At 38.6% G+C, this 26,957-nt stretch carries 18 protein-coding genes; 10 read left to right on the top strand and 8 right to left on the bottom strand.

Annotated elements, in window-relative coordinates; translation table 11 throughout:
* Positions 1-32: 32 nt before the first annotated feature.
* From U2718_RS12880 to U2718_RS12860, 5 genes are all read left to right on the top strand, one after another.
* Positions 33-233: a hypothetical protein gene (locus tag U2718_RS12880; RefSeq protein WP_016876985.1), complete on the top strand. Its 201-nt coding sequence runs from the start codon at positions 33-35 to the stop codon at positions 231-233.
* Positions 234-739: 506 nt separating this feature from the next.
* Entirely contained in the window at positions 740-2,002 is a 1,263-nt protein-coding gene (locus U2718_RS12875) for a GNAT family N-acetyltransferase (RefSeq protein WP_341998532.1), read from the top strand.
* Positions 1,983-2,549: a Holliday junction resolvase RuvX gene (gene ruvX, locus U2718_RS12870; protein ID WP_341998530.1), complete on the top strand. Its 567-nt coding sequence runs from the start codon at positions 1,983-1,985 to the stop codon at positions 2,547-2,549. Before U2718_RS12875 ends, ruvX begins: the two co-directional genes overlap by 20 nt.
* A 143-nt stretch (positions 2,550-2,692) precedes the next feature.
* The gene (locus U2718_RS12865; RefSeq protein ID WP_341998529.1) at positions 2,693-3,265 is read left to right on the top strand and encodes a DUF3727 domain-containing protein; all 573 of its coding nucleotides are present in this window, start codon (positions 2,693-2,695) and stop codon (positions 3,263-3,265) included.
* Between the two features lie 630 nt (positions 3,266-3,895).
* Positions 3,896-4,453 carry a YqeG family HAD IIIA-type phosphatase gene (locus U2718_RS12860; protein WP_341998579.1) on the top strand — a complete coding sequence of 186 codons (558 nt, stop codon included), beginning with the start codon at positions 3,896-3,898 and terminating at the stop codon, positions 4,451-4,453.
* Between the two features lie 333 nt (positions 4,454-4,786).
* Here the strand turns inward: U2718_RS12860 and U2718_RS12855 are convergent, their stop codons facing one another.
* The 5 genes from U2718_RS12855 to topA all read right to left on the bottom strand — a co-directional run bounded on the left by U2718_RS12855 (position 4,787) and on the right by topA (position 12,750).
* A complete protein-coding gene (locus U2718_RS12855) occupies positions 4,787-7,345 on the bottom strand; it encodes an HD family phosphohydrolase (RefSeq protein WP_341998528.1) in 2,559 nt (852 codons plus the stop codon).
* Positions 7,346-7,562: 217 nt separating this feature from the next.
* A complete protein-coding gene (locus U2718_RS12850) occupies positions 7,563-8,585 on the bottom strand; it encodes an ADP-ribosylglycohydrolase family protein (RefSeq protein WP_341998526.1) in 1,023 nt (340 codons plus the stop codon).
* A gap of 396 nt (positions 8,586-8,981) precedes the next feature.
* Positions 8,982-9,422, bottom strand: coding sequence for a type II 3-dehydroquinate dehydratase (gene aroQ / locus U2718_RS12845; RefSeq protein WP_411813275.1), 441 nt, complete (start codon positions 9,420-9,422; stop codon positions 8,982-8,984).
* 44 nt (positions 9,423-9,466) lie between these two features.
* Positions 9,467-9,607 (bottom strand): hypothetical protein, encoded by a 141-nt coding sequence (locus tag U2718_RS12840; protein ID WP_016876993.1) that lies wholly within the window; start codon positions 9,605-9,607, stop codon positions 9,467-9,469.
* Positions 9,608-10,071: 464 nt separating this feature from the next.
* Positions 10,072-12,750: a type I DNA topoisomerase gene (gene topA / locus U2718_RS12835; protein ID WP_341998521.1), complete on the bottom strand. Its 2,679-nt coding sequence runs from the start codon at positions 12,748-12,750 to the stop codon at positions 10,072-10,074.
* Positions 12,751-13,249: 499 nt separating this feature from the next.
* Between topA and U2718_RS12830 the strand changes: the two genes are divergently transcribed.
* Complete coding sequence (locus U2718_RS12830) at positions 13,250-13,543, top strand: hypothetical protein (RefSeq protein WP_341998577.1); 294 nt, start codon at positions 13,250-13,252, stop codon at positions 13,541-13,543.
* Positions 13,544-14,641: 1,098 nt separating this feature from the next.
* Positions 14,642-14,956: an RNA recognition motif domain-containing protein gene (locus tag U2718_RS12825; protein WP_289791256.1), complete on the top strand. Its 315-nt coding sequence runs from the start codon at positions 14,642-14,644 to the stop codon at positions 14,954-14,956.
* A 337-nt stretch (positions 14,957-15,293) separates the two neighbouring features.
* On the opposite strand, the gene U2718_RS12820 is transcribed toward U2718_RS12825, so the two are convergent.
* Positions 15,294-15,422: a hypothetical protein gene (locus U2718_RS12820; protein ID WP_341998519.1), complete on the bottom strand. Its 129-nt coding sequence runs from the start codon at positions 15,420-15,422 to the stop codon at positions 15,294-15,296.
* Between the two features lie 76 nt (positions 15,423-15,498).
* Between U2718_RS12820 and U2718_RS12815 the strand changes: the two genes are divergently transcribed.
* Both U2718_RS12815 and U2718_RS12810 read left to right on the top strand, forming a co-directional pair.
* Positions 15,499-17,061 (top strand): NAD(P)H-quinone oxidoreductase subunit N, encoded by a 1,563-nt coding sequence (locus U2718_RS12815; protein ID WP_341998517.1) that lies wholly within the window; start codon positions 15,499-15,501, stop codon positions 17,059-17,061.
* 1,215 nt (positions 17,062-18,276) lie between these two features.
* Entirely contained in the window at positions 18,277-19,092 is an 816-nt protein-coding gene (locus U2718_RS12810; protein ID WP_341998515.1) for a hypothetical protein, read from the top strand.
* Between the two features lie 185 nt (positions 19,093-19,277).
* Here the strand turns inward: U2718_RS12810 and U2718_RS12805 are convergent, their stop codons facing one another.
* A complete protein-coding gene (locus U2718_RS12805; protein WP_341998513.1) occupies positions 19,278-24,893 on the bottom strand; it encodes an AAA family ATPase in 5,616 nt (1,871 codons plus the stop codon).
* A 217-nt stretch (positions 24,894-25,110) separates the two neighbouring features.
* Positions 25,111-25,692, bottom strand: a complete 582-nt coding sequence (locus U2718_RS12800) for a response regulator (protein ID WP_341998511.1) — start codon at positions 25,690-25,692, stop codon at positions 25,111-25,113.
* A gap of 238 nt (positions 25,693-25,930) precedes the next feature.
* Here U2718_RS12800 and lipA point away from each other — a divergent pair, with 238 nt between their 5' ends.
* Positions 25,931-26,812: a lipoyl synthase gene (lipA, locus tag U2718_RS12795; RefSeq protein ID WP_341998510.1), complete on the top strand. Its 882-nt coding sequence runs from the start codon at positions 25,931-25,933 to the stop codon at positions 26,810-26,812.
* Positions 26,813-26,957 lie beyond the last annotated feature (145 nt).

Below are 26,957 nucleotides of genomic sequence, written 5' to 3'. Positions count from 1 at the left end.
AATCTAATCAAGAGAAGGAGAATACGGTGGCAATAGAATCAACTCTTCAAAATGGCACAGGTGCAGTACGTGAAGATTTTAGTGAATATGTTGCCCACCTCCAACTGCACATGGCTCTGCAAGCTCGCAATCTGGTTCCAACCTTGAAGCAAACAAACTCAGATAGTCGAGAGCAACTCCTCCATCAAACTCAGGCACATTTTGAAAAGCTAGTTTCTCGCCGCTCACTCTAACTAATTGATACTATTTTTGAATAGAATCAATAGCAGATCTTTTGGAATTAAGGCTAATGCAGTCTTCTATCAAGATCTGCATTTTTTATTACTTACTTCTATGTTTCTAAAGTGCTATTATTATAATGAGTGCCTGTAGGCACCCTTTGCTCGTGATATTATGAATTTTGCACATAAGCAAGTAAATATCAGAACTTAAGTTTTGCATAGCGTTCCCTATACATCGGCTTGCTCCATCAGATCCCCAGCTGTGGTATTTGCAATTAAGTGACGGCATTTTCACTTATGAAAATCACTCTTTTGGATCAACGGGAAGTAACGGAAAGCCGCTAATATTAATGCAGCAAGAAGTTAGAGCCGTCAGTTTGCGACGCAGTGCGTTAGCTGCACTCTAACAAAAAGCCAAAGGCAGTTCATATCCTGCGGAAATTGTCTGATTACGTATCTTAAGCAGAGCAAAGCTCCAACTTTGAAAGTTCCTTTCCTCCTAATTTATTTAAGGCTGAATGGCAGCTCGAATGAAAATGAGTTCATTACTTACTCGAAATCTCAGTATTCTAATCCGACCAGTCCAATACCGTGACTTGGACGGTATTGAACGTTTAGCTCAAGATTCATTCGCAGCCAAAACCCAAAAGGGAGCTGAATTTGCTATGCGGCAGATGCAATGGCTGCGTCGTTGGTATGGATTACTGAAATTTTTAAGCTGGTTTCCCAACCCATTAAAGTATATATTTTTTGGGTATGTTGCAGAACAGGGGCGGATGCTTCTGGGAATGATTCAAGTATCTCCATTTAATCGCACGCGGAGCACTTGGCGGGTTGATCGCGTCATGTTAGATCGTGCTGCCGATAAACAAGGAATTGGCTCGCAGCTTTTGCGTTATTGCTTTGAGTCAATTTTAGAAGCTCGTACTTGGATATTGGAAGTTAATGTCAATGATACAGAAGCGTTGGCATTGTTCAGGCATAATGGCTTTCAGCGTTTGGCTGAAATGACTTATTGGGAAATACAACCAGAGTTGTTAGCTGAATTGGCACAAGCACAGCCAGACTTGCCAAACTTACTACCTGTGAGTAATGCTGATGCTCAATTATTGTATCAACTGGATACGGCTTCAATGCCACCTTTAGTTCGACAGGTATTTGATCGTCAAACCCAGGATTTCAAAACTAGTTTGTTTGGTGCATTAATTGATGCTGCTAAACAATGGATAACGAAAACAGAAGTCGTGAGCGGTTATGTATTTGAACCCCAACGCAAAGCCGCGATCGGTTATTTTCAGATCTCGCTAGATCGTAAAGGCGAAGAAGCCCACATTGCAACTTTAACGGTTCACCCAGCATACACTTGGTTGTATCCAGAACTACTAACTCAGCTTGCTCGCATTGCCCAAGATTTTCCTCAGCAACCCTTGCAACTTGCTTCGGCTGATTATCAACCGGAAGGAGAAGAGTATTTGGAGCAAATTGGAGCAACTCGTGTAGAACATACCCTGATCATGTCTCGCTCCGTTTGGCATAAGGTACGGGAATCTAAATTTGTCTCTCTCGAAGGAATTCAGCTGCCTGAAGTACTCCAAGGATTGCAACCAGCACGGAAACCGATACCGGGTGGAATGTTATGGGTACCACCAAGGCAACAAACGCCCGTAGAAAGATCTGTACAACCCAATCCATCAAAAGAAACTATTAACTTTTCTTGCAAAAATTCTCACCTGGAAACATCCTGCCACTCGGAGTCGGCAGATGCACAAAAACAGGAGTAATGATTTGGTAATTGAAAATGAACACACCAAATGGGAAAGGGGAGGCGGAGACATTTGCTCTTCTGATGGCTCCCCCGATTCAATCAAAAAGACCAAAGCATTTATTTCTGCTCTAGGATTAGATATTGGTCGTAAACGTATTGGTGTGGCAGGATGCGATCGCACTGGTTTAATTGCCACTGGTATTACTACAATTGAGCGCACATCTTTTGAGCGGGATGTGGAGCAAATACGACAATTAGTTAATGAGCGAGAAGTACAAGTGTTGGTTGTCGGTTTACCTTATTCTATGGACGGTTCTTTGGGCTTTCAAGCACGACAAGTGCAGAAACTTGCCAAACAACTAGGTAAGGTTCTTAAAGTTCCACTCGAATATGTAGATGAGCGATTAACTTCATTTCAAGCAGAACAGTTGTTAATTGCTGAAAACCGTTCTCCATCACGTCATAAAGCGTTGATTGATCGCAAAGCCGCAGCTTTGATTTTGCAACAATGGTTAGATGCTCGGCGATCGCACCTTAAATTCACAAAAGTATCTGCTGAGTAACCATAGCTCTAGCATGATATTCTGAAATCTGTTACCCAGCACTTAATTCCGTATCTAAAACTCATTGTTTGACAGATATTGTCATTAAGTAGTTCAACGATTTCTCAAGTAGCTGGTAATTATTAAAGTTCTACACTTGGGCTATGTTTTCCTCTTCTTTTTCTGACGAACACGATCACGAACATTCTGGTACCATCAGTTTGACAGATGACAAAGGGCGATCGCTTGAATGTTATATAGAGCATTCGCTCGAAGTTGATGGGCAAGAGTATTTTTTACTTCTTCCTATTGACTCACCAGTAGAAATTTTTGCCTGGCAAGGTGATGGTGAGGAAGAAGAAGCTATTCTTGTGGAAGATGATGCGACTATCGACCAAATTTTTACCACCGCCCAAGCAGTTTTGTCTGAGCAGAACTTGCTTTTGAAAAATACAGCTTATGCTTTGACTGTTGGTGGTGAACTACCACCAGTTGAAGAATCAGAACTTTTCACTTTAGAAATAGAAGATGAAGAGTCAGACTTAGAACCAGAGCAATTACAGTTATTAGCTAGCTTTTACTACGAAGAGCAAGAGTACGCAATTTACACTCCCCTCGATCCACTGCTATTTTTTGCACGGATATCAAAAAGTGGTAAACCTGAATTGCTCTCTCCAGAAGAGTTTCGCCAAGTACAACCACTATTAGAAGAACAGTTGTTTAATGAAGTTGAATAAATCTAAAATTCAAATTCAGAATGAAAAGTTTTAATGCTTAATTAAGATGTTTAATTAAGTAATTCTTGTAAAACTGGGTTTTAAAGAAAACAAGGAGAGAAGAGGTAAATCATTAATCTCGTCTCCTTGTTTTAATATGCTGGTATCTGTTTCAAGTCAGACGCCCATGTGATTAAATCACACAACAAGGGCATGAAAATATTTCTTTTTTTATGTTCCCTGTTCCCCATTCCCTATTTTCAAGTCAGACGCCCATGTGATTAAATCACACAACAAGGGCATGAAAATTTGGCTCTTCCTACACCCCTACACCCATTTTCAATACATGTAGACTTACATTGAATCAAGCTTGGAAGTTTGTTCGTAGTAAGCAATTTATGGCTCTGTGTAAGAATTTTTGCGCAAGCTCGTACTACGTACTTTAATGTGGTTCAATGCTTCTATTTATCATCACCATAGGTAGACCTTTTGCCACGATGCTAGTAAATCTTGGCTTTAGGTATGATAAAGCTATGTGCATTTGTCTTTGCGAAAGAATCCAAGAAGAATTGAACCCATAAACAATAGTCATGATTGATAATTTTGCCTAATGACTATTAACTAATAAATAGTGACTACTAACTAATGACTATGCCTTGGAACAATCTTTTGCAGCCTGATTTAATTTTAGAAGGTTCAGTATTAAACCTCACACCAGACATAATTCAACGATATGGGCTGAAGGGGATGGTGTTAGATGTAGATGAAACTCTAGTACCGATTAGGGCAGCATCTGCTTCAGTTGAATTGCAACAATGGGTGAAGGAAATCCGTCAGGTAGCAAGTCTTTGCCTGGTAAGTAATAACCTTAGTGAACCTCGGATCGGTGGTATTGCTCGTTCTTTAAATTTACCCTACTACCTGGGTGCTGCTAAACCTTCAAGACGTAAGATTAAGGCTGCACTCCAGACTATGAATTTACCTGTACAGCAAGTTGCGATGGTGGGCGATCGCTTATTTACTGATGTTTTAGCAGGTAATAGGTTGGGGATGTTTACTATTTTGGTTGAACCGATTATTCTTTCAGATGTTGCCCTTCGTTCCCACCCAGTACGTAATTTTGAAGTCTGGATATCCGAAATCATGGGAGCTTCCATATCTCCAAAAAAGCGTAGATTTGCAAATCTTGACAAATCGTCAGGAAAATAAATCTAAAGAAAACATTAAAAATATTTCGTTGAACACAAAAATAGGAGATTATAAGTATTAATAAGATGGGATCAACCAAATAAAGATCCTAAAGATAGTAAATAACTATAAATTTGTAAAGCGTCAGCCTAAAACTTTATATAGGTTGGCGTTTTGCATTTTAAGTAAGATATTAATGTCTAAAAGTACTAAATTTTTACCAATTAATTGAACAATTTCTAGATTAGAAACCATTGGTTTTGCTCTGTCAAGTTTAAAAAAAATTGCAATGATATGATCCACCTTCAGACAGCTATTCCAACCCAAAATCCAAAATTGTATGATTCATTCCTACTAACTTTTCTCACTTCCAGTCTTTAACTTTGGATAAGCAATGCGTTTGTGATGGAATTGTTGCCAAACTTCTACAAAAATCTCAGCAATTTTCGTTAATTCTTCGCGTGTTAATCCTGAATCAACAAGTTGATTGTCTTGCCATCTAGCACGAAGGATATTATTTATCATAGCCAAAGCTTGTTCGGGAGTAGCATCTTTAAGCGATCGCAGTGCCGCCTCGCAGGAATCAGCTAACATGACAATTCCAGTTTCCCGCGATTGAGGTGGTGGGCCATCGTAACGAAAATCTGCCTCATCTACTGATAAACTAGAATCTTCCTTTGCCATTTGCTGTGCCTGGTGATAAAAGTAGGCAATTTGCATCGTTCCTTGATGCTCTGGAATAAAAGCTTGAATTGCTGTTGGTAATCTGTGTTTCCGTGCCATTTCTAAGCCGATACCAACATGCTTTTTGATAATTTCAGCACTTTTCCAAGGATCTTTAATTTCTGTATCATGTTTATTCGGCCCCCCCATTTGATTTTCAATAAATGCTAGGGGATCATGCATCTTACCAATATCGTGATACAGCGTACCGGCTCTTACTAATTCAACGTTGCATCGCAGTTGTTTGGCTGCGGTTTCGGCAAGGGTAGAAACAAACAAGGTGTGCTGGAAAGTTCCGGGAGTTTCTGTGGCAAGTCGCTTTAATAAGGGGCGGTTGGGGCTTGCTAGTTCTGCTAAACGAATTGGGGTGACTAAATCAAATAGTTTTTCTAAGTAAGGACTTAATCCTAAAGCTACAATGCTCCAAACTAAACCAGATAAGGCAAAAAATCCTGCTTCTTTGAGTACGACATATATATTAGGACTAAATGCTGCACCAAACAAAAGCTGAACTATCAAATATACACCACCCTCAGTTAAAGCTATGGCTACACCTAATAGTGCCAGTTCTTCACGCGATCGCAGTCGGTGTGCCATACAACTGCCTAATAATCCCCCTGCTGCTCCTGCCAAAAGTCCAATCTTATTAATTTCTAGGCTAATGGGTAGCAATACCACCAATAAACCCACCACTGTCACACCCAAATTAGCTCCGTAGAAACTACCCAGCAGTAAACCCAGCCCACTCCAGGTAGTATAGGGTGTACCCAAAGTTAACACTAGTGGTGTACTTAAAGTCAGCAGTAATACCAATAGGCGATCGCTCTGCCGCCACCGACACTTGAAACGTCGCTCAACGAAAGCAAAAATGATTACAGCCCCAGAGACAGCACCTCCTAAATACATTAATCCTTGCCAATTAATTTCTCGGCGTACTAAACGATAATGCTCCAATACATCTAAATTCCAGGCAGTAATTAGTTCTCCCTTACGAACAATCAAATCACCTTTGCGTACAGTTACCATGACAGGTTTCACCTCGGCTACTACCTGATCTGTCTGTAGTTTTGTTTGCACTTCATCTTTCGTCAGGTTAGGCATTAAAACAGCCAATAATAGCTTGGTTGCCAGAGGTTTGGCTTGTTTTGGCATCAAAGTTTGTACTTGTATGCTCACTGCATTTTGTAAAATGCTCAAAGGTAGCCCTGGAGGAATACCTTGAGTGAGAATTCGTTCCGCACTCTGCTGAATACCCATTTGCGTTTTTGCCCAATCCTCGTCAGATAAGTCGAGGAAGGAACTTGGTTCATATAGTGTTTGTGAATCCTCATTCAGCAGTTGTAAAAGTTTGGTACGGGCTTTGATGTAACTTTGGCGTACTTGAAAAATTTTGATTAAAAGTGAGGATAAGTTTTGCGTAGAAGTTTTGAGACGGTAAGCTTCTAGTTCTGCTACTGCCTGCATAAAATCAGCATTTTGGAAAAACTCTACTGATTTGGAGTCATGGCTAGAGGAAGCTGTAAGCACAGAAGGCTGGGTTGAGGATAGTAAGCTTGTATCGGTTCTCTGTTGGTTTGATAGTTCGCCAGTTTTTGGAGATTGAGTCAACATCCCTGTTTTTTGCTTATTAGGGCGCTCTAAAGCCAGCAGCAAAGCTTGCCATTCTGAATCGGCACAGGAGCGCAGATAACGCTGGCTGCGTAGGGATAAAGCAAGCGTGTCATAAAAAGGAAAGGAGCCAGCAGCGGATCGAATCTGATTACCCCGCTCTAGAAGTTGTTGCAAATTTCGGTTGATTTGTTCATTGATACTCTCATCAACCATCAACACTGGTACAGAACTTTTACTAGCGGCTTTGCGCTTGGCTTCTGTTTTTTTCTTATCTTCAATTTGAGTAGTATGAGGTGCTCTAATTGTCTCTGGAGCAACTGTATCAATTTTTAACTGGGGCTGATTATATAATTTTTGTCCCATGACACCCGTAAGGGACAATACTGCGATCGCAAAAACAATGGGAGAGCGTTTGCCATTGGTACAACTAACAGCCGCCTTGTAGATTGCCGCTTTTTGGGTTCGATGTCTACCTTTCACAGGTGATTTCGATATATACAAACGGTTTAGAACTTTGTAACGTCGCCTCCAGTAAGATAATTGCTGGGTTAAGGTTTGAAACAATGGCTGCGTTTTCATTACTTCTGACGCAGTAGCTTACTGTCATAGATTAAATAAAATAATTCTGAAATGAAATGGGTTTTAAAGCTACATATTTGCCACAATTGTTACTTACAGAAACTAAATTAAGAACAATCTGTGATCTAAAATTAATCAAATTTTTATCAAAATTAACTTTTTGTCAGTAATATTTACTGCGTTTCCTAAATAACTATATAACTACGTAGAGATCGCATTAATGTAGCCGAAGGACACGAGGAGCTGCAATTGCCTGGGGAAGCACTGTGCTCGACGTTCTAGCCCATTTTTCTTCGCTGGTTTTGCTTTGCTCTAAAGCAGGACGATATACTCCAGACCAGGTAGCAATGAGTGCATCCGCTAATTGTAGCATCTGGGAGAAATTCGTCAGGTGCCACTGTGCCGAGCAGATTTTTGCAATCAAGAAGTGCCAACTGATGGGAATACCGAGTGTACTGTTATAAGTTCCTGATAAAGCACCAGTAATTGCACTCATCTGTTGCGAATGCGAGTTAACCTGATTCGCTCGCAAAATCGAAAGGCGAAATTCTTCCAAAGTACTCAAAAAACAGTAAAAAGCCATTGCCATTGTGTAACTGAGCTTATCTTCCTTGTTTAGCTCAACTTGGATTCTTTCTAAGCCCGTATGTTTTTCTAACAAATTATTTAATTTAAATAAAATTTGTGGCACTCTTGTCGATGTGTCTCCTAAAAAAGAAATGGTTTGGGGAATCAGGGTGAGGTGAGTAAGTTTGTCAGTTAGCGATTGAGCGATCGCATAGCCTATTACCAATGTCCAATCTTGCACGAGTGGATCATCGTCCCAGATCTTAACCACATCGAGTAAGGATTGTCGGAGTTTAATTAGATTTTCATGACAAAATAGCGCGACTGGTAAAGTCGTAAGAATTATTTCTGGCGAACTCAATGTGCTTGCTTCTAGAATAATTCCTGCTTGTTGCTGACGCTTTACCCAATCATCAAAATCAAACCTGCCTAGTTCGATTAAACTTTCGGCACCTAATAGCGCTAGTTTTTGCCAGTTTCCAGATGGAAGTTCAACTGTTCTAATTCTTGCAGAAGTAGAGCGATCGCGATTTGAACCACTATCAAGCAGACTCTGTCTATGGTGTTGTTCCAAATGAATTTGAGACTTGTTGTCACCTAACAAGGCAAAACTTTCGCCAACTAAGGCTCCCAGGAAAGTACCTCTCGCTCGATTGACAAGAGAGTAGCGCATAAATTTAAAGACAGCAGATTATGAAGACTAAAGGATAAAATTTATAGTCTATCTTAAATGTTGTGCTCTTGACTCCCACCACATCGGTTTAGGATTGGTGATCTTCCAAAATTGCGACTAACTGTATATTGGTAATGGTGATTCTCGCCAAACAAATGTTTGACTCAGAGGAAGTACTTAATAACAGGGGCGACATAGTTTGTAAAAGAGAAATCGAACTTATACGTAAGTTTTTTTGTTATCCGGGGCTGGGAAGTCAAGGAACATAAAATAATTGCTAATTGGATGTAGAGGGGAATCTCGATGGGGTTTTAGAACACAGAGAATCTAAAACTAGACAAACCCGATCAAACAAAAATCTTCCACTACCACTCGCTCGTGTTAATGGTGAGAGTGTCAAACTTTATCTTCACACTTTGTCCTTAGGTAATACGCCAAAGCTTGTAAGCCCAGAAGATAACTTTGAGCACCAAAACCACTAATTTGCCCAATTGCGATTGGAGCTATATAAGAGTGATGGCGGAATTCTTCCCGCCGATATATGTTACTCAAATGCACTTCTACTGTGGGCAAATTCACGGCAGCGATCGCATCCCGTAAAGCTACGCTGGTGTGGGTATAAGCTCCAGCATTAATCAAAATGCCTTGGTGTTTTCCCAAGGCATCATGAATTGCATCTACTAAAATTCCTTCGTGATTTGACTGCATGGTAGATATTTCTATCGCTAAATTTTTCCCTTCCACTTCTAACTGACGGTTAATCTCAGCCAAGCTTAGAGAACCATAAATACCAGGTTCTCGCTGTCCTAGCAAATTTAAGTTTGGCCCATGCAGCACCAAAAGGCTTAGTGGACGGAACGTCAAATCCTGCACCTTTGTTTTCAAGAGCGACGGCGCGAGCGATCATCTACTGGAATCGGAATTAACTCCGGTTCCGGCTCAACCTCTGGCCCCAAAAGGGCTTCAATTAGCTTGCGTGCCAATTCTTTAAGCTTTTCTAGCACCTTTTCTATATAGTCCATTGGACTGACCGCTCCTGAGATACTACCTCTATCTTTTCAACTTGTCAGTAAAGGAGAAACTAGCTTTTTGTTGCACTCTGGTTTTGCACTCAGCAAACTCACGCTCCCATGTTTTAAGAATAAGCCACATCTAAAAAATTTTGATGTTGTTTTCTCCCTCATTTTTTAGAGTATCACATTTATAACCTAGACAACTGCATCCTACTAAGGATAGGTGTTAGACAGGGTGTAGTTTGCGCAAACAAATTACAAAACTCACTTTCATAAGCTGGGTGCAGGATGTGAGCTACTTTGCGCTTCTTGTCATCATTTAGAAATTCGTTTGAACGAGTAGCAATCAAAAGATAAAATATAAAGATTTTTTATCTATTGTTGTTTGAAGATCATGGTGTTTTGATTGTACAGCATAGTTTGTAGTTAATAGTCAATATTTATTTATTACTATTGACTATTAACTATTAGGTTTAGCTATCTTTTTTGGCAGCAGTAGCTGAGGATTTAGCTTTTGATTTGGCACTAGAGCGAGTCGTGGACTTAGTAGACTTCGTCGTTGATTTGCTCGTTTTGCGAGTGGATTTGCCGCTCGATGCTTTGTTTGCAAGCGACTCAACAGCCACATCCAAAGTTACATCCTCTAGTGATACTCCTTCTGGAATCTTAGCATTGGTTTTTCCATGCTTGATGTAAGGCCCGTAGGGGCCGTCGTAAATATTGACTGGTTCGCCATCCTCTGGGTGAGTTCCTAATTCCCGTAAAGCAGCCTTGGACTTGCTAGTTGTAGTGCGTCCCTTTTTTGGTTCAGATAACAACTCTAATGCTCGTTCCAAAGAAATTGACAAAACATTGTCGCCTGCCTTTAGGGAACGGTAATCTTTTCCTTCTTTGGCATTGTGTACTACATAAGGGCCAAAGCGTCCTAAGTTAGCTTGAATTGTGGCACCAGTTTCTGGATGCGTACCTAGTGTCCGGGGTAAGGACAAAAGACCAACAGCCATTTCTAGGGTGACATCTTCGGGCTTTAGTCCTTTTGGTAAAGAAGCCTGTTTGGGTTTGGGATTTTCGTCAGACTTATCTCCTAGTTGGACATAAGGGCCGTAAGGGCCAATCAATATATATATCGATTCGCCTGTTTCTGGATGACGACCAACTTCATCTGGCCCAGAAGTTTTTTGTCGCAGTAAGGTTTCTACCTTTTGGGGATCGAGATCGGCGGGAGTCAGGTCTTTAGGAATTGAGGCTGTAACAATATCATTTCCATTTTGAACTTCTATGTAGGGGCCAAATTTACCAATGCGGATTTTGGCATCCAAATTTTCCAATTCTACTGTTCTAGCTTTATTGGCATCAATTTGGTCTTCTTTTTGTTTGACTAGAGTTTCTAGCCCTTGATCTCCCAAATAAAATTCTCGCAAGTAAGGCAACCACTTGGCTTCCCCTGTAGCAATATCATCCAAAGTTTGCTCCATTTTGGAAGTAAAACTTGGATCGACAACATCAGGAAAGTATTTTTCTAGCAGATCGGTAACGGCAAAGGCGGTGAAAGTCGGTATGAGGGCATTATTCACCAACTGAGCATAACCTTTGTCAAGGATTGTGCCGATAATACTCGCATAGGTGCTGGGGCGTCCAATGCCCTCACTTTCTAGGGTTTTCACCAAAGTTGCTTCGGTATATCTGGCTGGAGGTTGAGTTTCGTGTCCCAGTGCTTCGAGCTCGTTACAGTTGGGATGATCCCCGACTTGCAGATTGGGCAAGATGATTTCTTGATCTTCTAAAGCCGCTTCTGGATCGTCGCTTCCTTCAACATAAGCGCGTAAATAGCCGGGAAAGTCGATGCGTTTGCCAGAAGACCGAAATCCGGCGTCTTCTACTTGTAAGTGCACGGTAATTTGGGTTTGGCGAGAGTCAGCCATTTGACAAGCGACTGTGCGCTTCCAAATCAAATCGTACAATTGCAGTTCTCGCCCACCTAAGCCTGTTTCTTGGGGAGTACGGAAGCTACTACCCGCAGGACGAATGGCTTCATGGGCTTCTTGAGCGCCTTTGGATTTGGTTGTATACTGCCGGGGTTTGGGGCTGAGATATTGCTTGCCGTACAACTGTTCTACACAACTACGGGCTGCGGCGATCGCCTGTTCTGAAAGGTGTACGGAGTCTGTACGCATATAGGTGATATACCCTTGCTCGTACAAACTTTGGGCAATCCGCATTGTATCTCGTGCCGATAGGCGCAGTTTCCGGTTAGCTTCCTGTTGCAGGGTCGAAGTGGTAAACGGAGCCGCGGGCTTGCGAGTAACGGGGCGTTCTTCTATGTCTGTGACTGTCCAACTTTTACCATTGAGGCGTTCTTTAAGTGCTTGTGCTTGCTCTTGGTTGAGCAGGACAACATTACGACCTGCGGTAATTTTGCCTGTTTTCGGGTCAAAATCACTACCTGTTGCTAATCGAGTACCTGCTAAGGTTACAAGCTGGGCGGCGAAGGCTTGGTCTTTTTTGCTTTCTGCTTGCGGGGGAGTTAAAGTAGCTTTTAAATCCCAGTATATTGCTTGTTTAAAAGCGCGACGCTCTTGTTCGCGGTTTACCAGCAGCCGTACAGCCACTGACTGAACGCGCCCAGCCGACAATCCCCAGGCGATTTTTTTCCACAACAGGGGAGAGAGGGTGTAGCCTACCAATCGATCTAAAATTCGCCGTGTTTCTTGAGCACGAACCAACTGCTCATCAATATTGCGGCAGTTGTGCAAAGCTTTTTTGATGGCATCTTGAGTGATTTCGTGAAATACCATCCGCTTAGTCGGTACCCTTGGCTTGAGTAATTGGTATAAATGCCAACTTATGCTTTCACCTTCTCGGTCTTCGTCTGTTGCCAGAATCAACTCTGAAGCCTCTTTTAATGCTTCTTTGAGTTGGGTGACAACTTTCTTTTTATCTTTGGGAACGACATACAAAGGTTCAAAGTCGGCGTCTACATTTACCCCGAGCTGCGCCCATTTTTCCCCTTTGACAGTGGTGGGAATTTCACTAGCTGACTGGGGTAGATCACGCACATGACCCATAGAAGCCTCTACCCGATAGTCTTTTGGCAGGTAGTTGCGAATGGTACGAGCTTTGGTCGGAGATTCGACGATGACGAGAGTTGACATGGAAATTTCAAAAAAAAGAATAGCTGCTAGGCTAAACAGTCAAATTGAGATAATTGAGAGCTAAATCTAAAGATTATCAATCATTAAACGAGATGTGATTTAATCCTCACATAAACTGTCCGCCTGTAAAATCCCCTTAAACTGCGGCATAGGACTGTTGCCACTTCCACAGTGTAGTTTTTCCTAAAGGATAGGGAAAGCGGATCTATGGAATTTCCAGTTACTTCAATCTTTAACTTATCTCAGGCATAATTGGCGACTACTAATTTGAAAATATCTATTTTTGAGGATAGAAGAGGTATGAGTTCACGAAACCCAAGTATTTTCGATGCGATCGCCTCATGCTTGTCCAAAGACACTCATCAGCGAAAAAAACCCAGCAACGATAAATTCTGCTCCAAATCCTTTGCCTCTTGTCTAACCTCCTAACTATGCCAAAATTAAATCAAAGCTTTTAAGCTTGAATAAAACCAACTCTGTAACTTTAGGAGAAGCAATCATGCAACCAATTCGTCAAGGTGACGTTATTCTACTGCCTGTGCAGCAAATAGATGGACAGAAACTGCCACATTTGACTTTGGCAGAAGGTGAAGTTACTGGACACAAACATTGCATCATTGACGGACAAGCAGAATTATACGAGCAAGATGGCACCTTATATTTGAGTGTACTTTCATCTGAGGCATTGCTTGTTCACGAGGAACATAAGCCAATTATTATTCCCCAGGGTACATGGATGGTGAGAATTCAGCGAGAATATGAACCTGAAGGTTGGCGCTATGTCACGGACTAAGGTAGTCATAATTCTTTGTTCCACTTTGTATACCTATTGCTTGAGCGCCTTTTTAACTGAATTTCTAATTGTGTTCCCTAAATTTTGTCAAAATAAATACTGTTTATTTGTTCCCAAATTAGAATCTTTTTAATTATTGATCATTTATTCTAAGCTTTATTTACGTGGCAATTATTCAGAAAAGTGAAAGAGGGTTTTTTGTACCTCTTGAGTAAATAAATACCTGTAGGTAACTATATTAACTTATTTTTAAATCTAATTTAAACTTACTTCATATTTTTTGATAGATATTGCTTGTAGATAAAATATTTGACATACGAAAAATGCTAATTTTATTTACGATAGAGGTTAAGCCGATCGTGAAATAATATCAAAATCTACAATCTAGTGATATGTAGATATAGTTAATATTTGTAATTCTAGTTATTGATGAAATAGTGACTTACATATTTGATAGTCATAGATATTAATCCAAATTTAAATACTCTCAAAACTAAAAAATTAAAATTGTTGACTTATCTACATCATAACTAGATTGAAGTATGACTGTTCACACTATTCTTCTTAATCTATAAAGACAGTGAATTTAGGAATTGTATACTTATGATTTTACTTTTATAATTATCTCTTCTATATCCATCTATTCCCAAAGTTATATAAAATCAAGTTGATTTCCTGACTCAAGGTATAAATTTCTTCTAGAAACAGTTCAATATAACGAATATTTTATTATTTATAATCCATCTTAAGATATATTTTTCTAGAAATATTTAAATATTGAAAGTTTAGCAATTTCTCTAAATTTATAACTTGGGATTTGAGAGTATGGATTCTGCCTTTTGTGACTCAGACAAAACACGCAATATTAGTTATTTAGTTTTGTCATATCCTACAAATTACGGAGTGTCGTAAAAATCAATACATTTTAATTTAAAATACAGTTTATTATAAACTTCAAGCCTTACCGAAATAGAAATTGTGATAAGATAAAATCGGAGAATTTAGTTCGGCGGTAGTGTTCTTGTTTTTGTCAATCATTGCAAGTGACTCTCCGGATGAATATCTCTGCATATGCATAAGTGATTTCTGGAGAGATTAATGTCGATTTACGTAGGCAACCTATCCTACAACGTCACCCAAGAAGACCTCAGCAAGGTGTTCTCTGAGTATGGCACTGTGAAGCGAGTTCAACTTCCCACTGATCGGGAAACAGGTCGTGTGCGAGGCTTTGGTTTTGTAGAAATGGAATCAGAAGCCTCAGAAGATGCAGCCATTCAAGCTTTAGATGGTGCTGAGTGGATGGGTCGCGTCATGAAAGTTAATAAAGCAAGACCACGGGAGGAAAGAGGCAGTCGCTCTGGCGGTAATAGCTGGGGCAAGAGTAACAGCGGTGGATACTCTAGGCGCTATTAAGTCTTGAATATATTCATAAACTGAGGCTGAAAAGCTATTGCCTAAAGCTAAAAAATAGCATTTCGCAAGCACGATTTAATACAAAAATAGCAGTTCAGTTATTTACTGAAACTGCTTATTTGAAGCATAAGCAGATCAGCACTGCCTGAGCTGCTTATTAATTTTTAGTTTTGATATTTAATTAAACTAAATTTTCTCATTACTTATGCTCTGCATGGTAATAAAAACTGTGAGGCTCTGTCGGCAGAGCCTTGATCAATTCTTTCCCAAGCTGGAGGCTGGGAAAGAGAAAAACAGGTATCACCTGAAGATTTGATTTTAAGAGCTGTAAGTGAAATTAGGATTGCTGTCGGCGGAGCCGACGCAGTGGTTGCAAGGCGATCGCTGCTACCTCCACATGAGCGATCGCTAAACTAAAACATAAACTAATTTGATGGTATCGATCCAGTAACAAAAACAGCGTCACGAAACTTTAGTAGAAAACACAATAGAATTAACACAGTTGGCCCTTTTATGTCTAATTGCCAAAACCTATACAGCTCATGGATTTTGCTAATGTTGCATCCCAGTTGAATGCTGGAACGATATTGCCAGAGGGAATAGTGGTAGCCACCTTCTTGGGGGTTTTGATTGTGGATTTGATATTGGGGCGTAATTCCTCGCGCTGGATTGCATATCTAGCGATCGCAGGTTTGTTCGCCGCAATTTTCGCCCTGTATTTGCAATGGGATAGTTCTAATCCCATCTTCTTTGCTGGTGCCTTTAATGGTGATGACCTCAGCATCGTATTTCGCGGTATTGTGGCTTTATCTGCTGCCGTTACGATTTTGATGTCAATTCGCTATGTTGAACAAAGTGGTACCGCTTTAGCAGAATTCATAGCGATTTTGCTCACTGCTACCTTGGGAGGAATGTTTTTATCAGGGGCTAGTGAGTTGGTGATGATTTTCGTCTCTCTAGAAACCCTAAGTATTTCCTCTTATTTGCTAACAGGTTATACAAAGCGCGATCCCCGTTCTAATGAAGCGGCGCTGAAATACTTGTTAGTTGGTGCTGCTAGTACAGCTGTATTTTTGTATGGTGTTTCCCTGCTGTACGGTTTGTCTGGCGGACAAACAGAACTGAATGCGATCGCTAATGGCATTGCTACAGCCAACCTAGCCCAATCCTTGGGTGTAGTAATTGCTCTTGTGTTTGTGATTGCAGGTGTAGGCTTTAAAATCTCCGCTGCACCCTTCCACCAGTGGACACCAGATGTTTACGAAGGCGCGCCTACCCCAGTCATTGCCTTTTTGTCTGTAGGTTCTAAAGCAGCTGGGTTTGCCCTTGCCATTCGCTTGCTGACAACCGTTTTCCCTCTCGTCGCTGAGGAGTGGAAGTTTGTTTTCACTGCCCTCGCCGTACTGAGTATGATTTTGGGTAACGTAGTTGCTCTTGCCCAAACCAGCATGAAACGGATGTTAGCTTATTCATCCATTGCCCAAGCTGGATTTGTAATGATTGGTTTGATTGCTGATAGCCAAGCAGGATATGCCAGTATGGTATTTTACCTGTTGGTCTACCTGTTTATGAACCTGTGCGGTTTTACTTGCATTATTCTTTTCTCGCTACGAACAGGAACCGATCAAATTGCCGAATACTCTGGTTTATATCAGAAAGATCCTCTGTTGACTTTGGGCTTAAGTATTGCCCTACTGTCTTTAGGAGGGATACCGCCCTTAGCTGGATTCTTTGGAAAGATTTACCTGTTTTGGGCTGGATGGCAAGCAGGTCTTTATGGTTTAGTATTACTAGGTCTAGTAACTAGTGTTGTCTCCATCTACTACTACATTCGCGTAGTTAAGATGATGGTGGTTAAAGAACCCCAAGAGATGTCTGATGCTGTCAAGAATTATCCTGAAGTACGTTGGAATTTACCTGGATTTAGACCTTTGCAGGTAGGTTTGTTAACAACTTTAATCGCCACTTCCATTGCTGGAATTTTGTCCAACCCCATATTTACCCTGGCTAATAATTCCATCACTCATACTTCAATGTTGCAAGCAAAAGCAGCTGATAGCACTCAGGTAAGTGCTATGCCTGCCAAGCCAACTGAGGGATTGTAAGTTTACTTGCAAATATAACTCAAACTTATGCAATTCAGACGCCTGACATTAAAGTCAGGCGTTTTTGCATATTTGTAACCTCAAAACAGTTTTACAAAGGTGGTGCTTTGTGTTCTCACTCTTTGCCTTGATAAGTTAGTAAAATAATCAAAATGTCAACCCCGCTAAAGAAAGATATTTAATTAATAGTTGTATTTCATACAATTGGGAATTGTTCACAAAAGCACTTAATATTCGTAAGTAATTGTAGAAAGCAAAATGCTGGCTTACTCCCATTACTGTCTTTATATGAGGAATTAAGTTACTTGTGACTAGTGACGTGAAAATTTTTCAGAAAAACTATGTGTACTATAGGACAATCTAAAATTGTCAAAATATCATGACAACATAGTAAATATTCTTAATTACATAGTTATTAAATTTACGTATAGCAAATATTATGTTACTTGCATTAATAATGATTATTTTTCATGTCTTAGTACCACTATCATGATACAAATAGATTTTATACAAGCATTAATGATTGTCATTATTATTACTTTGTTTTTATAAATACTAGAAAAAATACATAAATCCATATAAACACTATTGAATCTTAAGAAAAAATAAAAATATACTCTCAATGTATAGAGGTTTATATCTCTTCACAGAAATGCAGAGATTTGTATTATTTATTGACAAAGGTTATAGCAGTTTTCATTTGGCTGAAACAAAAGATAAATAGGATGCTGAAGTAACCTATTAATTCAATAAATAAGTACACATAAATCACGTGGACACTAAGTACGTTATCGCAGTCAACAGATAGGAGTACAGCGAAACAATTGCAAAACTATTGCAATTGTTAACTTTTCTCACATCACACTAAACGTATGTGTCCGCCCACTGAATTTCCTGAAAGTTTGTTCTATAGGAAATCAGAAACATTTGGGAATTACAAATTCAAATTCATTAAATCTAACAGTTTTCATACTCATGTTAGATAATGCTTTGGATTAGTATTAATTTCCGTTTTTTCTATTTCTTTAGATTTTATCACTAGCTTCAAAATCAAACCATGTAATTTTTGAATTTAGTGGTTTGAATCTAGCTTCGAGTATTTGCCCTTCTTGACAAAGACGGGTATCAAGCTACTGGAATTAATCATTCTATGTCTTAATAAAAGACTAGTTTGATCTATTTCGTAAAAATCAATCATTCAAAGGAATTGCAACTATGAAAGAAGTATTGGAATTAATTGAAAGCAAAAAACAAGAATTTGCTAAATTACCATTTTTTCAATTCTTACAAGATACCAGCATAGAACCCAGACAAAGGCTAGCTTTTGCTCCCTGCTTTTCACCTTTTGTGATGGGTTTTGCAGAATTGAACAGATATGTTTGGCGTGAAGAACCAACTAATGATCCGATACAAGCCCTTATCAATCAACATACTTATGAAGATGATAGTCATTGGATATGGTTTTTAGAAGACTTACAAAAACTAGAATTTGATATGTTCTTGAATCTTACTGATGCCTTAAGATTTTTATGGAGCAGTGAAATACAAGCATCACGGCAGACAATATATGAAATTTATCGATATACTTATAAAGCTACTCCTATCGATAAATTAGTAGTAATAGAGGCGATAGAAGCGATAGCAGATATATTTCTCTCTACAACTACACAAGTTACTGAAGAATTAAAAATTGTTACTGGTAAGAAATTCAAATATTTTGGTAATCATCATTTTTTAATTGATTCTGATCATAGTATGTACTCCTCAGATAACTTAGACATGATTAACAACATCCAGTTATCTGAAGAAAGTCGTGAGTATGCTTTTAAACTAGTGGATAAATCCTTTAATTTATTCAAAGATTTCGTTGATTTTCTTTTGTTTCAAGCTCAAAAATTTAATTTAGCAAAAGATTTTTGCTTGAACACAAGGGATAAATCTTTATATCTAAAAGATGAACAAATTAATCCGGCGACAGAAATCTTAGAGTCTAGTAGTGAAGATAAGATTTTAATTGGCGATATCAACTAGATTTGATTTGAATTACTAATACCACGTCGAGGTTAAAATAATTGGGTTTATAAAATTGATAGAATCTTGTTTATTAAAGATTATATTCATTGTATTTAACCAATGATTCACCTTAGACGTGCTACTATAATCAACCTATTTAATGATTTCAAAATTTTGCAAGTATGGATAAGTAAAATTTTTACCTAAATTGGAATCTCAATAATGAACTCAGTTCCCTGTTCTGGAGTAGAATTACATTTTAACTGGCCTTTGTGTTTTTCTACTATAATTTGATAACTGATTGATAAACCTAATCCAGTTCCTCTACCAACAGCTTTAGTAGTAAAAAATGGATCAAAAATTTTACTTTTTATTAATTCTGGCATCCCAAGTCCATTGTCGGCAATCCGAATCTTTACTCTATGATTATCAATCAATTGAGTAGATATCAAAATAATTAAATTTAAATTAGGAGAATTTATATCTTTACTGTTATTTATCTTTTCTTCCAGAGTATCAATGGCATTACTTAGAATATTCATAAATACCTGATTCAACTGTCCAGCGTAACAAGTGACTTCGGGCATTTTTTTATATTCTTTAATAACTTGAATTTCAGGGCGATCGCTCTTGGCTTTGAGTCTGTGTTGTAGAATCATGAGGGTGTTATCTATACCCTCATGAATATCTACAGGTTTCATATCAGCTTCATCTAGACGTGAGAAATTGCGTAAGCCCAAAACAATATTGCGGATGCGCGACGTTCCAATCTTCATTGAATCCAAAAGCTTAGGCAAGTCTTCTAAGAGAAAATTTAGGTCAATTTCCTCTGCTTTTTGTGCAACTATAGCAGAATTATTAGAATATTCATGTTGATAAACAGTAATTAAATCTAGCAAATCTTGCACATAATCTCTAGCATGAGCGATATTACCATGAATAAAGTTTATAGGGTTATTAATTTCATGAGCAATCCCTGCAATCATTTGCCCTAAGCTGGACATTTTTTCACTTTGAATTAGTTGGGTTTGGGTGCTTTGTAAATCCAAAATTACTTGCTGCAAACTTCGATTTTTTTCGTTGAGTTCCTGTGTCCTCTCCTCAACTTTTTCCTCTAACGTGTGGCTGTATTGTTCTAGGCGTTCTTTAGTTTCCGTCAAATCTTTGTAAAGGATAGCATTTTCAAGAGAGATTGCTGCTTGGGTGGTAATCACTTTCAACAGTTCTATACGATCGCGTGTAAATGCTCCAGTTGTAAGATTATTTTCTAAATAAAGGATACCAAGGAATTTACCTTGATTGATAATTGGAATACACAACAGGCTCTTAGGTTGTTGCTCGCTAATATAGCGATCGCCACTCAAAAACTGTTCGATTTTAGCATCATCTTGGACAAATATTTCCCTAGTACGTTTAACGTAGTTAATCAAATTAATAGGAACATCATGACTGAATTCCAGGCTAGTAAATGGAAATTTAATACCAACAGAAGTGGAATTGATGGCAGTAACTGTTAAATCCAAATTTTCACTTTTACTCAAAACTAGAGCGGATTTAGATGCTCCTGCATTCTCCATTAGTACTTCCATTAGGGTAGAAAGTAACTGTTCTAGCTCAATTTCTCCAGAGAGTGCTTGAGAAGCTTTAATCACAGATGCCAAATCTAAAGATTGAGAAATACTTGTATGAGAACCAACTACAGTTTGGTGATTGTTCAAGGTTGATATAGATGTGGTATCGTGAAAACTGTTTTTATCATTAGGGTAAAAGTTAATTGTTTCACGTTGGAGAATATGAGCAAGTAAATAGGAATAACGTTTTGCTAAATCATCTACCTTGGCTTTTGCTCCCCAACGAATATATCCGTAGTAAGCATCAATTAAGTAGACTTGAGCTATTTTCTGTTTACCATGTTCTAAATAGAACTTCGCCGCAAGTTCGTTAGCAAGAGCTTCTTCATTAATATACTTATTTTCTTTCGCAAGCTCAATTGCGCGCTCATAACAGTTTATAGCTTCTAGATATTGACCCAAAACTCTATATCGTTCAGCTTCTACTAAATAATACTTATGTAGATAATTCATAGGGGCATGATTTGCCCACTTGTGTAGCTTTACTTGATTTTCTAATACTTTATCTAATAAAATTTGCTTTTCAGATTGAGCTTCTGAAGATAACGCTAAAGCTGTTAGTGAATCATAAAAATGAAAAATAGGTACAGTGATAAAACCTGTTCCACCTGCTAAATATTGTTTTGCTTTAATAGAGTTTTCATTAGCTTTAACTAAGTCACCAAACAAATAACAAAGAATAAGTTGATGTAAATAAAAATAGTGAAGTCCATTAATGTCATTAGCTTGAATTAACAAAGGAAGTAGTTCTTCAGATTTATATATTTCACCAGATAAAATCCAAGAGTTTTGTGTATTACCTAATAAATTAATCACAGCTTGACAGCAAATCTTACAATAATGTAACGTTGTTGCTTGTTTATAATTATCTAAAAGATGACAATATTCTTTTATCTCTTCTTCTAGTTTTGGTAATTCATTACCAATAAAATATAAATGCTGACAGATATCTTTTATACAATAGCCAACAAATTCTAAGTTTCCAGTTTCAAGTGCTATTTGATAGCTTTCTAACATTATCGGTAAAGTTTCTCTAATATGAGAATTTCCATGCATAATAAAGGCACTAACAACATAAAAAGTTCTAGATTTTATATCTTTAATATTAAACTTTTCGACTAATTTTAAAGCTAAATTAGCAAATTTATCTGCTGCTTGGATATCATCAAGAATACCGTTTAATAGTATACCGTAACATGCATAGCAAAAAGCCGATAAAGGAGCATTGCCATGCTTAACTGATAAGTTAACCTGGAATAAAATAATTAATGGAAATAGTAAAGGATCTGCAATGTAAGTGGGAGGAATCATGCTTGCTACTAGCCGCATAATTGCCAATTCTTCTACAGAAGTCATTAATGGTAGATTAGCTAATTCATCTGTAGTTTTTTTGGCAACTAATTTAGATGTTTCACTTAGTGCTTGCTGAATATCAGACTCATTCGGATTATCTGGAAAAGACACTCCAAACAAATTCAGTGCTTGTCGTGCGATCGCAATTGCCGCCGAAAGTTTATTTTGTGATGTATAAGCTTGAATTTTAACCTCATAAACCTTCACTTTTTCTAGCAGTGTTTTAGCTTGTACTAAAACTTCTTGAATAAATTCCTCCATCTGTTCCAAGCTACCAGCCAAAGATGCTGCTTCGGCAGCTGTTTCATATAAGGCTAAAGTTAATTCATATTGATTGTGCCACTTATTATCTTCTAACAGTTCAATTCCAGTAATTAAATATTTAAGTGCTGCCGTATAAGCTGTTGATGCTAAAGCTCGTTGTCCGGCAATTAAATTCATGTTAGCAAGTTGATAGCGTTCTGTTTGTTCAACGATTAAATCTACTGCTATATTGAACTGATTCACTAGAGAAAAAATATTTTTTTCTTGCTCAATTTGAGAAATCCTATTTAATAGAAGTCTCCCAATTTTTAAGTGAATTGTCTGTTTTTTAGCTTTAGGAATTAAAGTATAAGCAGCTTGCTGTACTCGGTCATGAACAAATTTGTATTTAGGTAATGGTGTAGATGTTTCTACATCATTAATAGATAGTAATCTATCTCCGTTTTCTGTAAATAATTTGTAATTATCTGTTTGAGGTAATATCAAGCCTTCATGTAAGGCTATCCATAAATCCGATGCTGTATCTGTAATATTTTTTTCATAAACAATAGAAAGAGATTTTAGGTCAAATTGATTGCCAATACAGGCAGCTAGTTTCAGAATTTCTTGAGTAGGCTTTGGTAGTTTTTCTATTTGAAGTACCATAAATTCTACGACATCATCTGTGAGAGATAATGTCTTAATTTGTGTAAGATTGTACTGCCAATAACCAAGGTCAAAATAGAAGTTTATTAGTCCATCACTATGTAAAGATTTGAGAAATTGAGTAGCAAAGAAAGGATTACCCTTAGTTTTGGCAAAGGTCATTTGAGTGAGAGGAACAGCAAGTGTTTCCGTACAATGGAGAGTATCAGCGATCAACCTATTTAAATCACTCTGATTTAGATTTTTGAGAGTAATTATATTGATAGTTGCTCCATCCTTTTCACTGTTATTTAGTGTTAAATAAAGTGGATGTGCTTTAGAGACTTCATTATCTCTGTAAGCACCAATTAGTAGAAGGCTATCCTGAGTTTCAGCTATGAGTTCTGAATCGTATCTGTCCAAATCTTGATGGTAAACTACTGAATCTTCCCTTTCAAAAATGGGTTTATGACAGTATGAATTTGAGCTAACTAGTAATTGAATAAATTTCAAAGAAGCTGCATCTGCCCATTGCAAGTCATCCAAAAAGATAACTAAGGAATGCCCTTGACTGCTAAAGACTTGAATAAACCTTTGAAATAGTAAATTAAAACGATTTTCAGCAGCACTAACGGAAAGTTCAGTCACCTCTGGTTGCTTGCCAATAATTTGTTCTAATTGAGGAATTACATTAGTAATAACCTGAGCTTGATCGCCTAATACCAGTAAAATCTGCTCTTGCCATTTTTGAATTTGAGCATCCGATTCACTCAGTAGTTGTCTAATTAAATCTCGAAAAGCTTCTATCCATGCAGAAAATGGAATATCGCGTTGGAACTGGTCAAATTTTCCTCTAATAAAGTAGCTGCGCTGGCGAACGATTGGTTTGTGAATTTCGTTGACAACGGCTGTTTTGCCCACGCCAGGATCGCCAGCAACTAATATCATTTCCGTTTTCCCACCTGTCACACGCTCAAAAGCAGCGAGTAGAGTTTCTACTTCCCGGTGACGACCGTAGAGTTTTTCGGGAATAATAAAATGGTCTGAAATATCCCTAGTTGCTAATTCAAATGAGTCTATCTTTTGTGTTTGTTGCCATTGCTGTTGGCACGCTTCTAAGTCATACTTTAGCCCTAAAGCACTTTGATAACGATCCTCTGCGTTTTTTGCCATCAGCTTGCTAATGATGCTACATAGGATTGATGGAATTTTTGGATTAATACAGCTGATGTGTGGTGGTTCTTTGGCAATATGGCAGTAAACTAACTCCATCTGGTCAATGGTTGTGAAGGGTAGCTGTCCAGCGAGGAGTTCAAAGAAGGTGACACCAAGGGAATAAAAGTCGGCACGATAGTCAATGCCTCGGTTCATCCGTCCGGTTTGTTCTGGAGAAATGTAAGCAAGGGTGCCTTCTAAAACGTTGGGACTAGTCAAACCTTGAAGCTCTCTTGGTAGAACAGAGGCGATACTGAAGTCAATGATCCTGACTTCTTTGGTACTTGGATGAATCAGAATATTGGCGGGTTTAATGTCTTTGTGAATGATGCGATGGCGATGTAATCCGTCAAGAATGGAGGCAATTTGAATACTAATATTTAGAAAAAGCTGTAGATTTAGAGGTGATGTTTCTATATTTTTCTCTAGCCAGTGCTTGAGGGAAATGCCACCAAAGTCCTCCATAACTATGGCGTAACCATTGCGATAATTTTCTAAACTATAGGTCTTGACGATACCTGAAAGATTGAGATTTTTAGTGATGGAATACTGATTGCGGAACTGGGCAATTTCATCAAAGCTAGGATATTCATTCCGTATCACTTTGATGATGACAGTTTTGTGGTCTTGTTCTCTAGTACCGCGATAAACAATTGTTTTGCTACCCAAATAAATTTGTTCGACAATGCGATAGCCAGGAAGGGGTTTAATTGTATCTAATAATACTGTCATTTGCCTAGCGTTACACTCTTGGTATTTATGTTTTATTATTCCCAAGGACAGATTGACAATATCATTGCTTATACTAAATGTATAAATTAAACTTCTTTTTAGATATAGTCTATGTAATAATATGTAAATAATAGTTAATTTTTAATATTGGAAAAAGAAAAAAGCCTGCTTAGGCAGGCTGGTGACTTTAAGCGTAGATATAACAATTTAGAGAATGCTATTTGATTTTCTGTTTAATAAAGGTCACCACCTGAGCTAGTTGTTTCTTCAAGCCATCAATTTCTACCTGCATAGCCGTAATTTTTTCATTAAGTGCTTGAATTTGATTAGCAGAGGAAGTAGTTGTAGTTGCGATCGCGTCTGTTGCTGTGGCACCGTTATTATTTGTAGGTCTGGCAACTGAAGTTGGCTCTGGGCGTGGCTGTTTAGCCTTTGTCATGGCTGCTTTAATTGCCCCAAGTAGTTGCTTCTGATCAAAAGGCTTGCCAAGAAATTCAAAGCCCTCAAAGGGTTCTGGAAGCTTTTCCGTCACCTCTTCTTTACGACCAGACATAATTACTAAAGGAACTTTCTTTAGTTCTGGTTGAGATTGAATCTGCTGAAAAACTTCCCAGCCACTCATTTTTGGTAACAAGAAATCTAGCATAATTAAGCTGAATTTTTCCTGACGGATAAAATTTAGTCCTTCTACACCATCTTTTGCTTCCAATACCTCAAAATTGCCGGGAGGCAACATCTCACGTACTTTTACCCTGACCACTGTAGTGTCATCGATAACTAAGATTTTGTTTATTGTCACGACTGCTTACTCTAACAGAAACTTTAGGTTTGATGGCTGTTTTGCCGAATAATACTGTTGAATGCTCCCACTATATCCAATATTTTTCTTGATTGGGGGATAGTATTTTCTAAGTTAATGCTCGGAAGCTGAGGTATTTTACTTAACCTTGGCTGTGGTTTTGGAAATTTATGTCATGGTAATAAAAGTATGGCGGTAAGCCTGCTTCCCTAATTTTTTTAAACTTGTTTGGATATCTATGTCCTCTTTGCGAGCAAACCAACTCAAGTCTGAAATTATGGCTATGCCAGCCTGGTTACGTCGTCCGATAGGCAAAGCTAGCGAACTCTCGAACGTACAACGTATTATCAAGCAACGCCAAATTCACACAATTTGCGAAGAAGGGCGTTGCCCAAATCGGGGAGAGTGCTATGCTCAAAAAACCGCGACTTTTTTACTGATGGGGCCAATATGCACTAGATCTTGTGCCTTTTGTCAAGTTGATAAAGGTCATGCACCCATGCCTTTAGATCCCGAAGAGCCTCAAAAGGTAGCAGAAGCAGTGCAGCTTTTAGGATTGCGTTATGTGGTGCTAACTTCTGTTGCTCGTGATGATTTACCAGATCAGGGTGCTGGTTGGTTTGTCAAAACGATGGAGGCGATCCGCCAGATGAACCTAGAAACTCAAATAGAGGTGTTGACTCCAGACTTCTACGGTGAGTACCAGCGTATAGCCACGATCGCCAAAGCAAAGCCAGCTTGTTACAACCACAATATCGAAACAGTGCGACGGTTAACAGGCAAAGTCCGGCGCGGAGCAAAGTACGATCGCTCGCTGCAAGTGTTACAAATTGTTAAAGAAATTGATCCAACTATCCCCACCAAATCAGGTTTAATGCTGGGGCATGGAGAAACAGTTGAAGAAGTACTCGCAACAATGGCAGATTTACGTCAGGTAGATTGCGATCGCCTGACTATTGGTCAGTATATGCGTCCTTCTTTAGAACATTTACCAGTACAAAAATACTGGACACCAGCAGAGTTTGACGAATTGGGTGCGATCGCAATTCAAATGGGATTTAGCCATGTTCGTTCCGCGCCGCTCGTTCGTAGTTCTTACCATGCGGGGGAAGAGGAGTAGGGGACAGGTGATAGGGGACAGGGGACAGGGATTAGGAATAAAGAATTCCCAATCTCCAATCCCCGATACCCAATACCCGATCCCCAATCCCAATCCCCCATAAGTAAGAGTACTCAAAATCACGAAAATATTTTTAACGAAACTA

The organism is Chlorogloeopsis sp. ULAP02, assembly GCF_038404745.2.
Classification (GTDB): Bacteria; Cyanobacteriota; Cyanobacteriia; order Cyanobacteriales; family Nostocaceae; genus Chlorogloeopsis.
Note: the sequence above shows the minus strand (reverse complement) of the source record. Positions and strands in the feature narration are given on the sequence as shown.

Bases quoted from the DNA above. Each gene is read 5' to 3' on its own strand.
- U2718_RS12875 (WP_341998532.1), top strand. From the start codon at position 740: ATGGCAGCTCGAATGAAAATGAGTTCATTACTTACTCGAAATCTCAGT.
- ruvX (WP_341998530.1), top strand. From the start codon at position 1,983: ATGCACAAAAACAGGAGTAATGATTTGGTAATTGAAAATGAACACACC.
- U2718_RS12865 (WP_341998529.1), top strand. From the start codon at position 2,693: ATGTTTTCCTCTTCTTTTTCTGACGAACACGATCACGAACATTCTGGT.
- U2718_RS12860 (WP_341998579.1), top strand. From the start codon at position 3,896: ATGCCTTGGAACAATCTTTTGCAGCCTGATTTAATTTTAGAAGGTTCA.
- U2718_RS12855 (WP_341998528.1), bottom strand. From the start codon at position 7,345: ATGAAAACGCAGCCATTGTTTCAAACCTTAACCCAGCAATTATCTTAC.
- U2718_RS12850 (WP_341998526.1), bottom strand. From the start codon at position 8,585: ATGCGCTACTCTCTTGTCAATCGAGCGAGAGGTACTTTCCTGGGAGCC.
- U2718_RS12840 (WP_016876993.1), bottom strand. From the start codon at position 9,607: ATGGACTATATAGAAAAGGTGCTAGAAAAGCTTAAAGAATTGGCACGC.
- topA (WP_341998521.1), bottom strand. From the start codon at position 12,750: ATGTCAACTCTCGTCATCGTCGAATCTCCGACCAAAGCTCGTACCATT.
- U2718_RS12830 (WP_341998577.1), top strand. From the start codon at position 13,250: ATGCAACCAATTCGTCAAGGTGACGTTATTCTACTGCCTGTGCAGCAA.
- U2718_RS12825 (WP_289791256.1), top strand. From the start codon at position 14,642: ATGTCGATTTACGTAGGCAACCTATCCTACAACGTCACCCAAGAAGAC.
- U2718_RS12815 (WP_341998517.1), top strand. From the start codon at position 15,499: ATGGATTTTGCTAATGTTGCATCCCAGTTGAATGCTGGAACGATATTG.
- U2718_RS12810 (WP_341998515.1), top strand. From the start codon at position 18,277: ATGAAAGAAGTATTGGAATTAATTGAAAGCAAAAAACAAGAATTTGCT.
- U2718_RS12805 (WP_341998513.1), bottom strand. From the start codon at position 24,893: ATGACAGTATTATTAGATACAATTAAACCCCTTCCTGGCTATCGCATT.
- lipA (WP_341998510.1), top strand. From the start codon at position 25,931: ATGTCCTCTTTGCGAGCAAACCAACTCAAGTCTGAAATTATGGCTATG.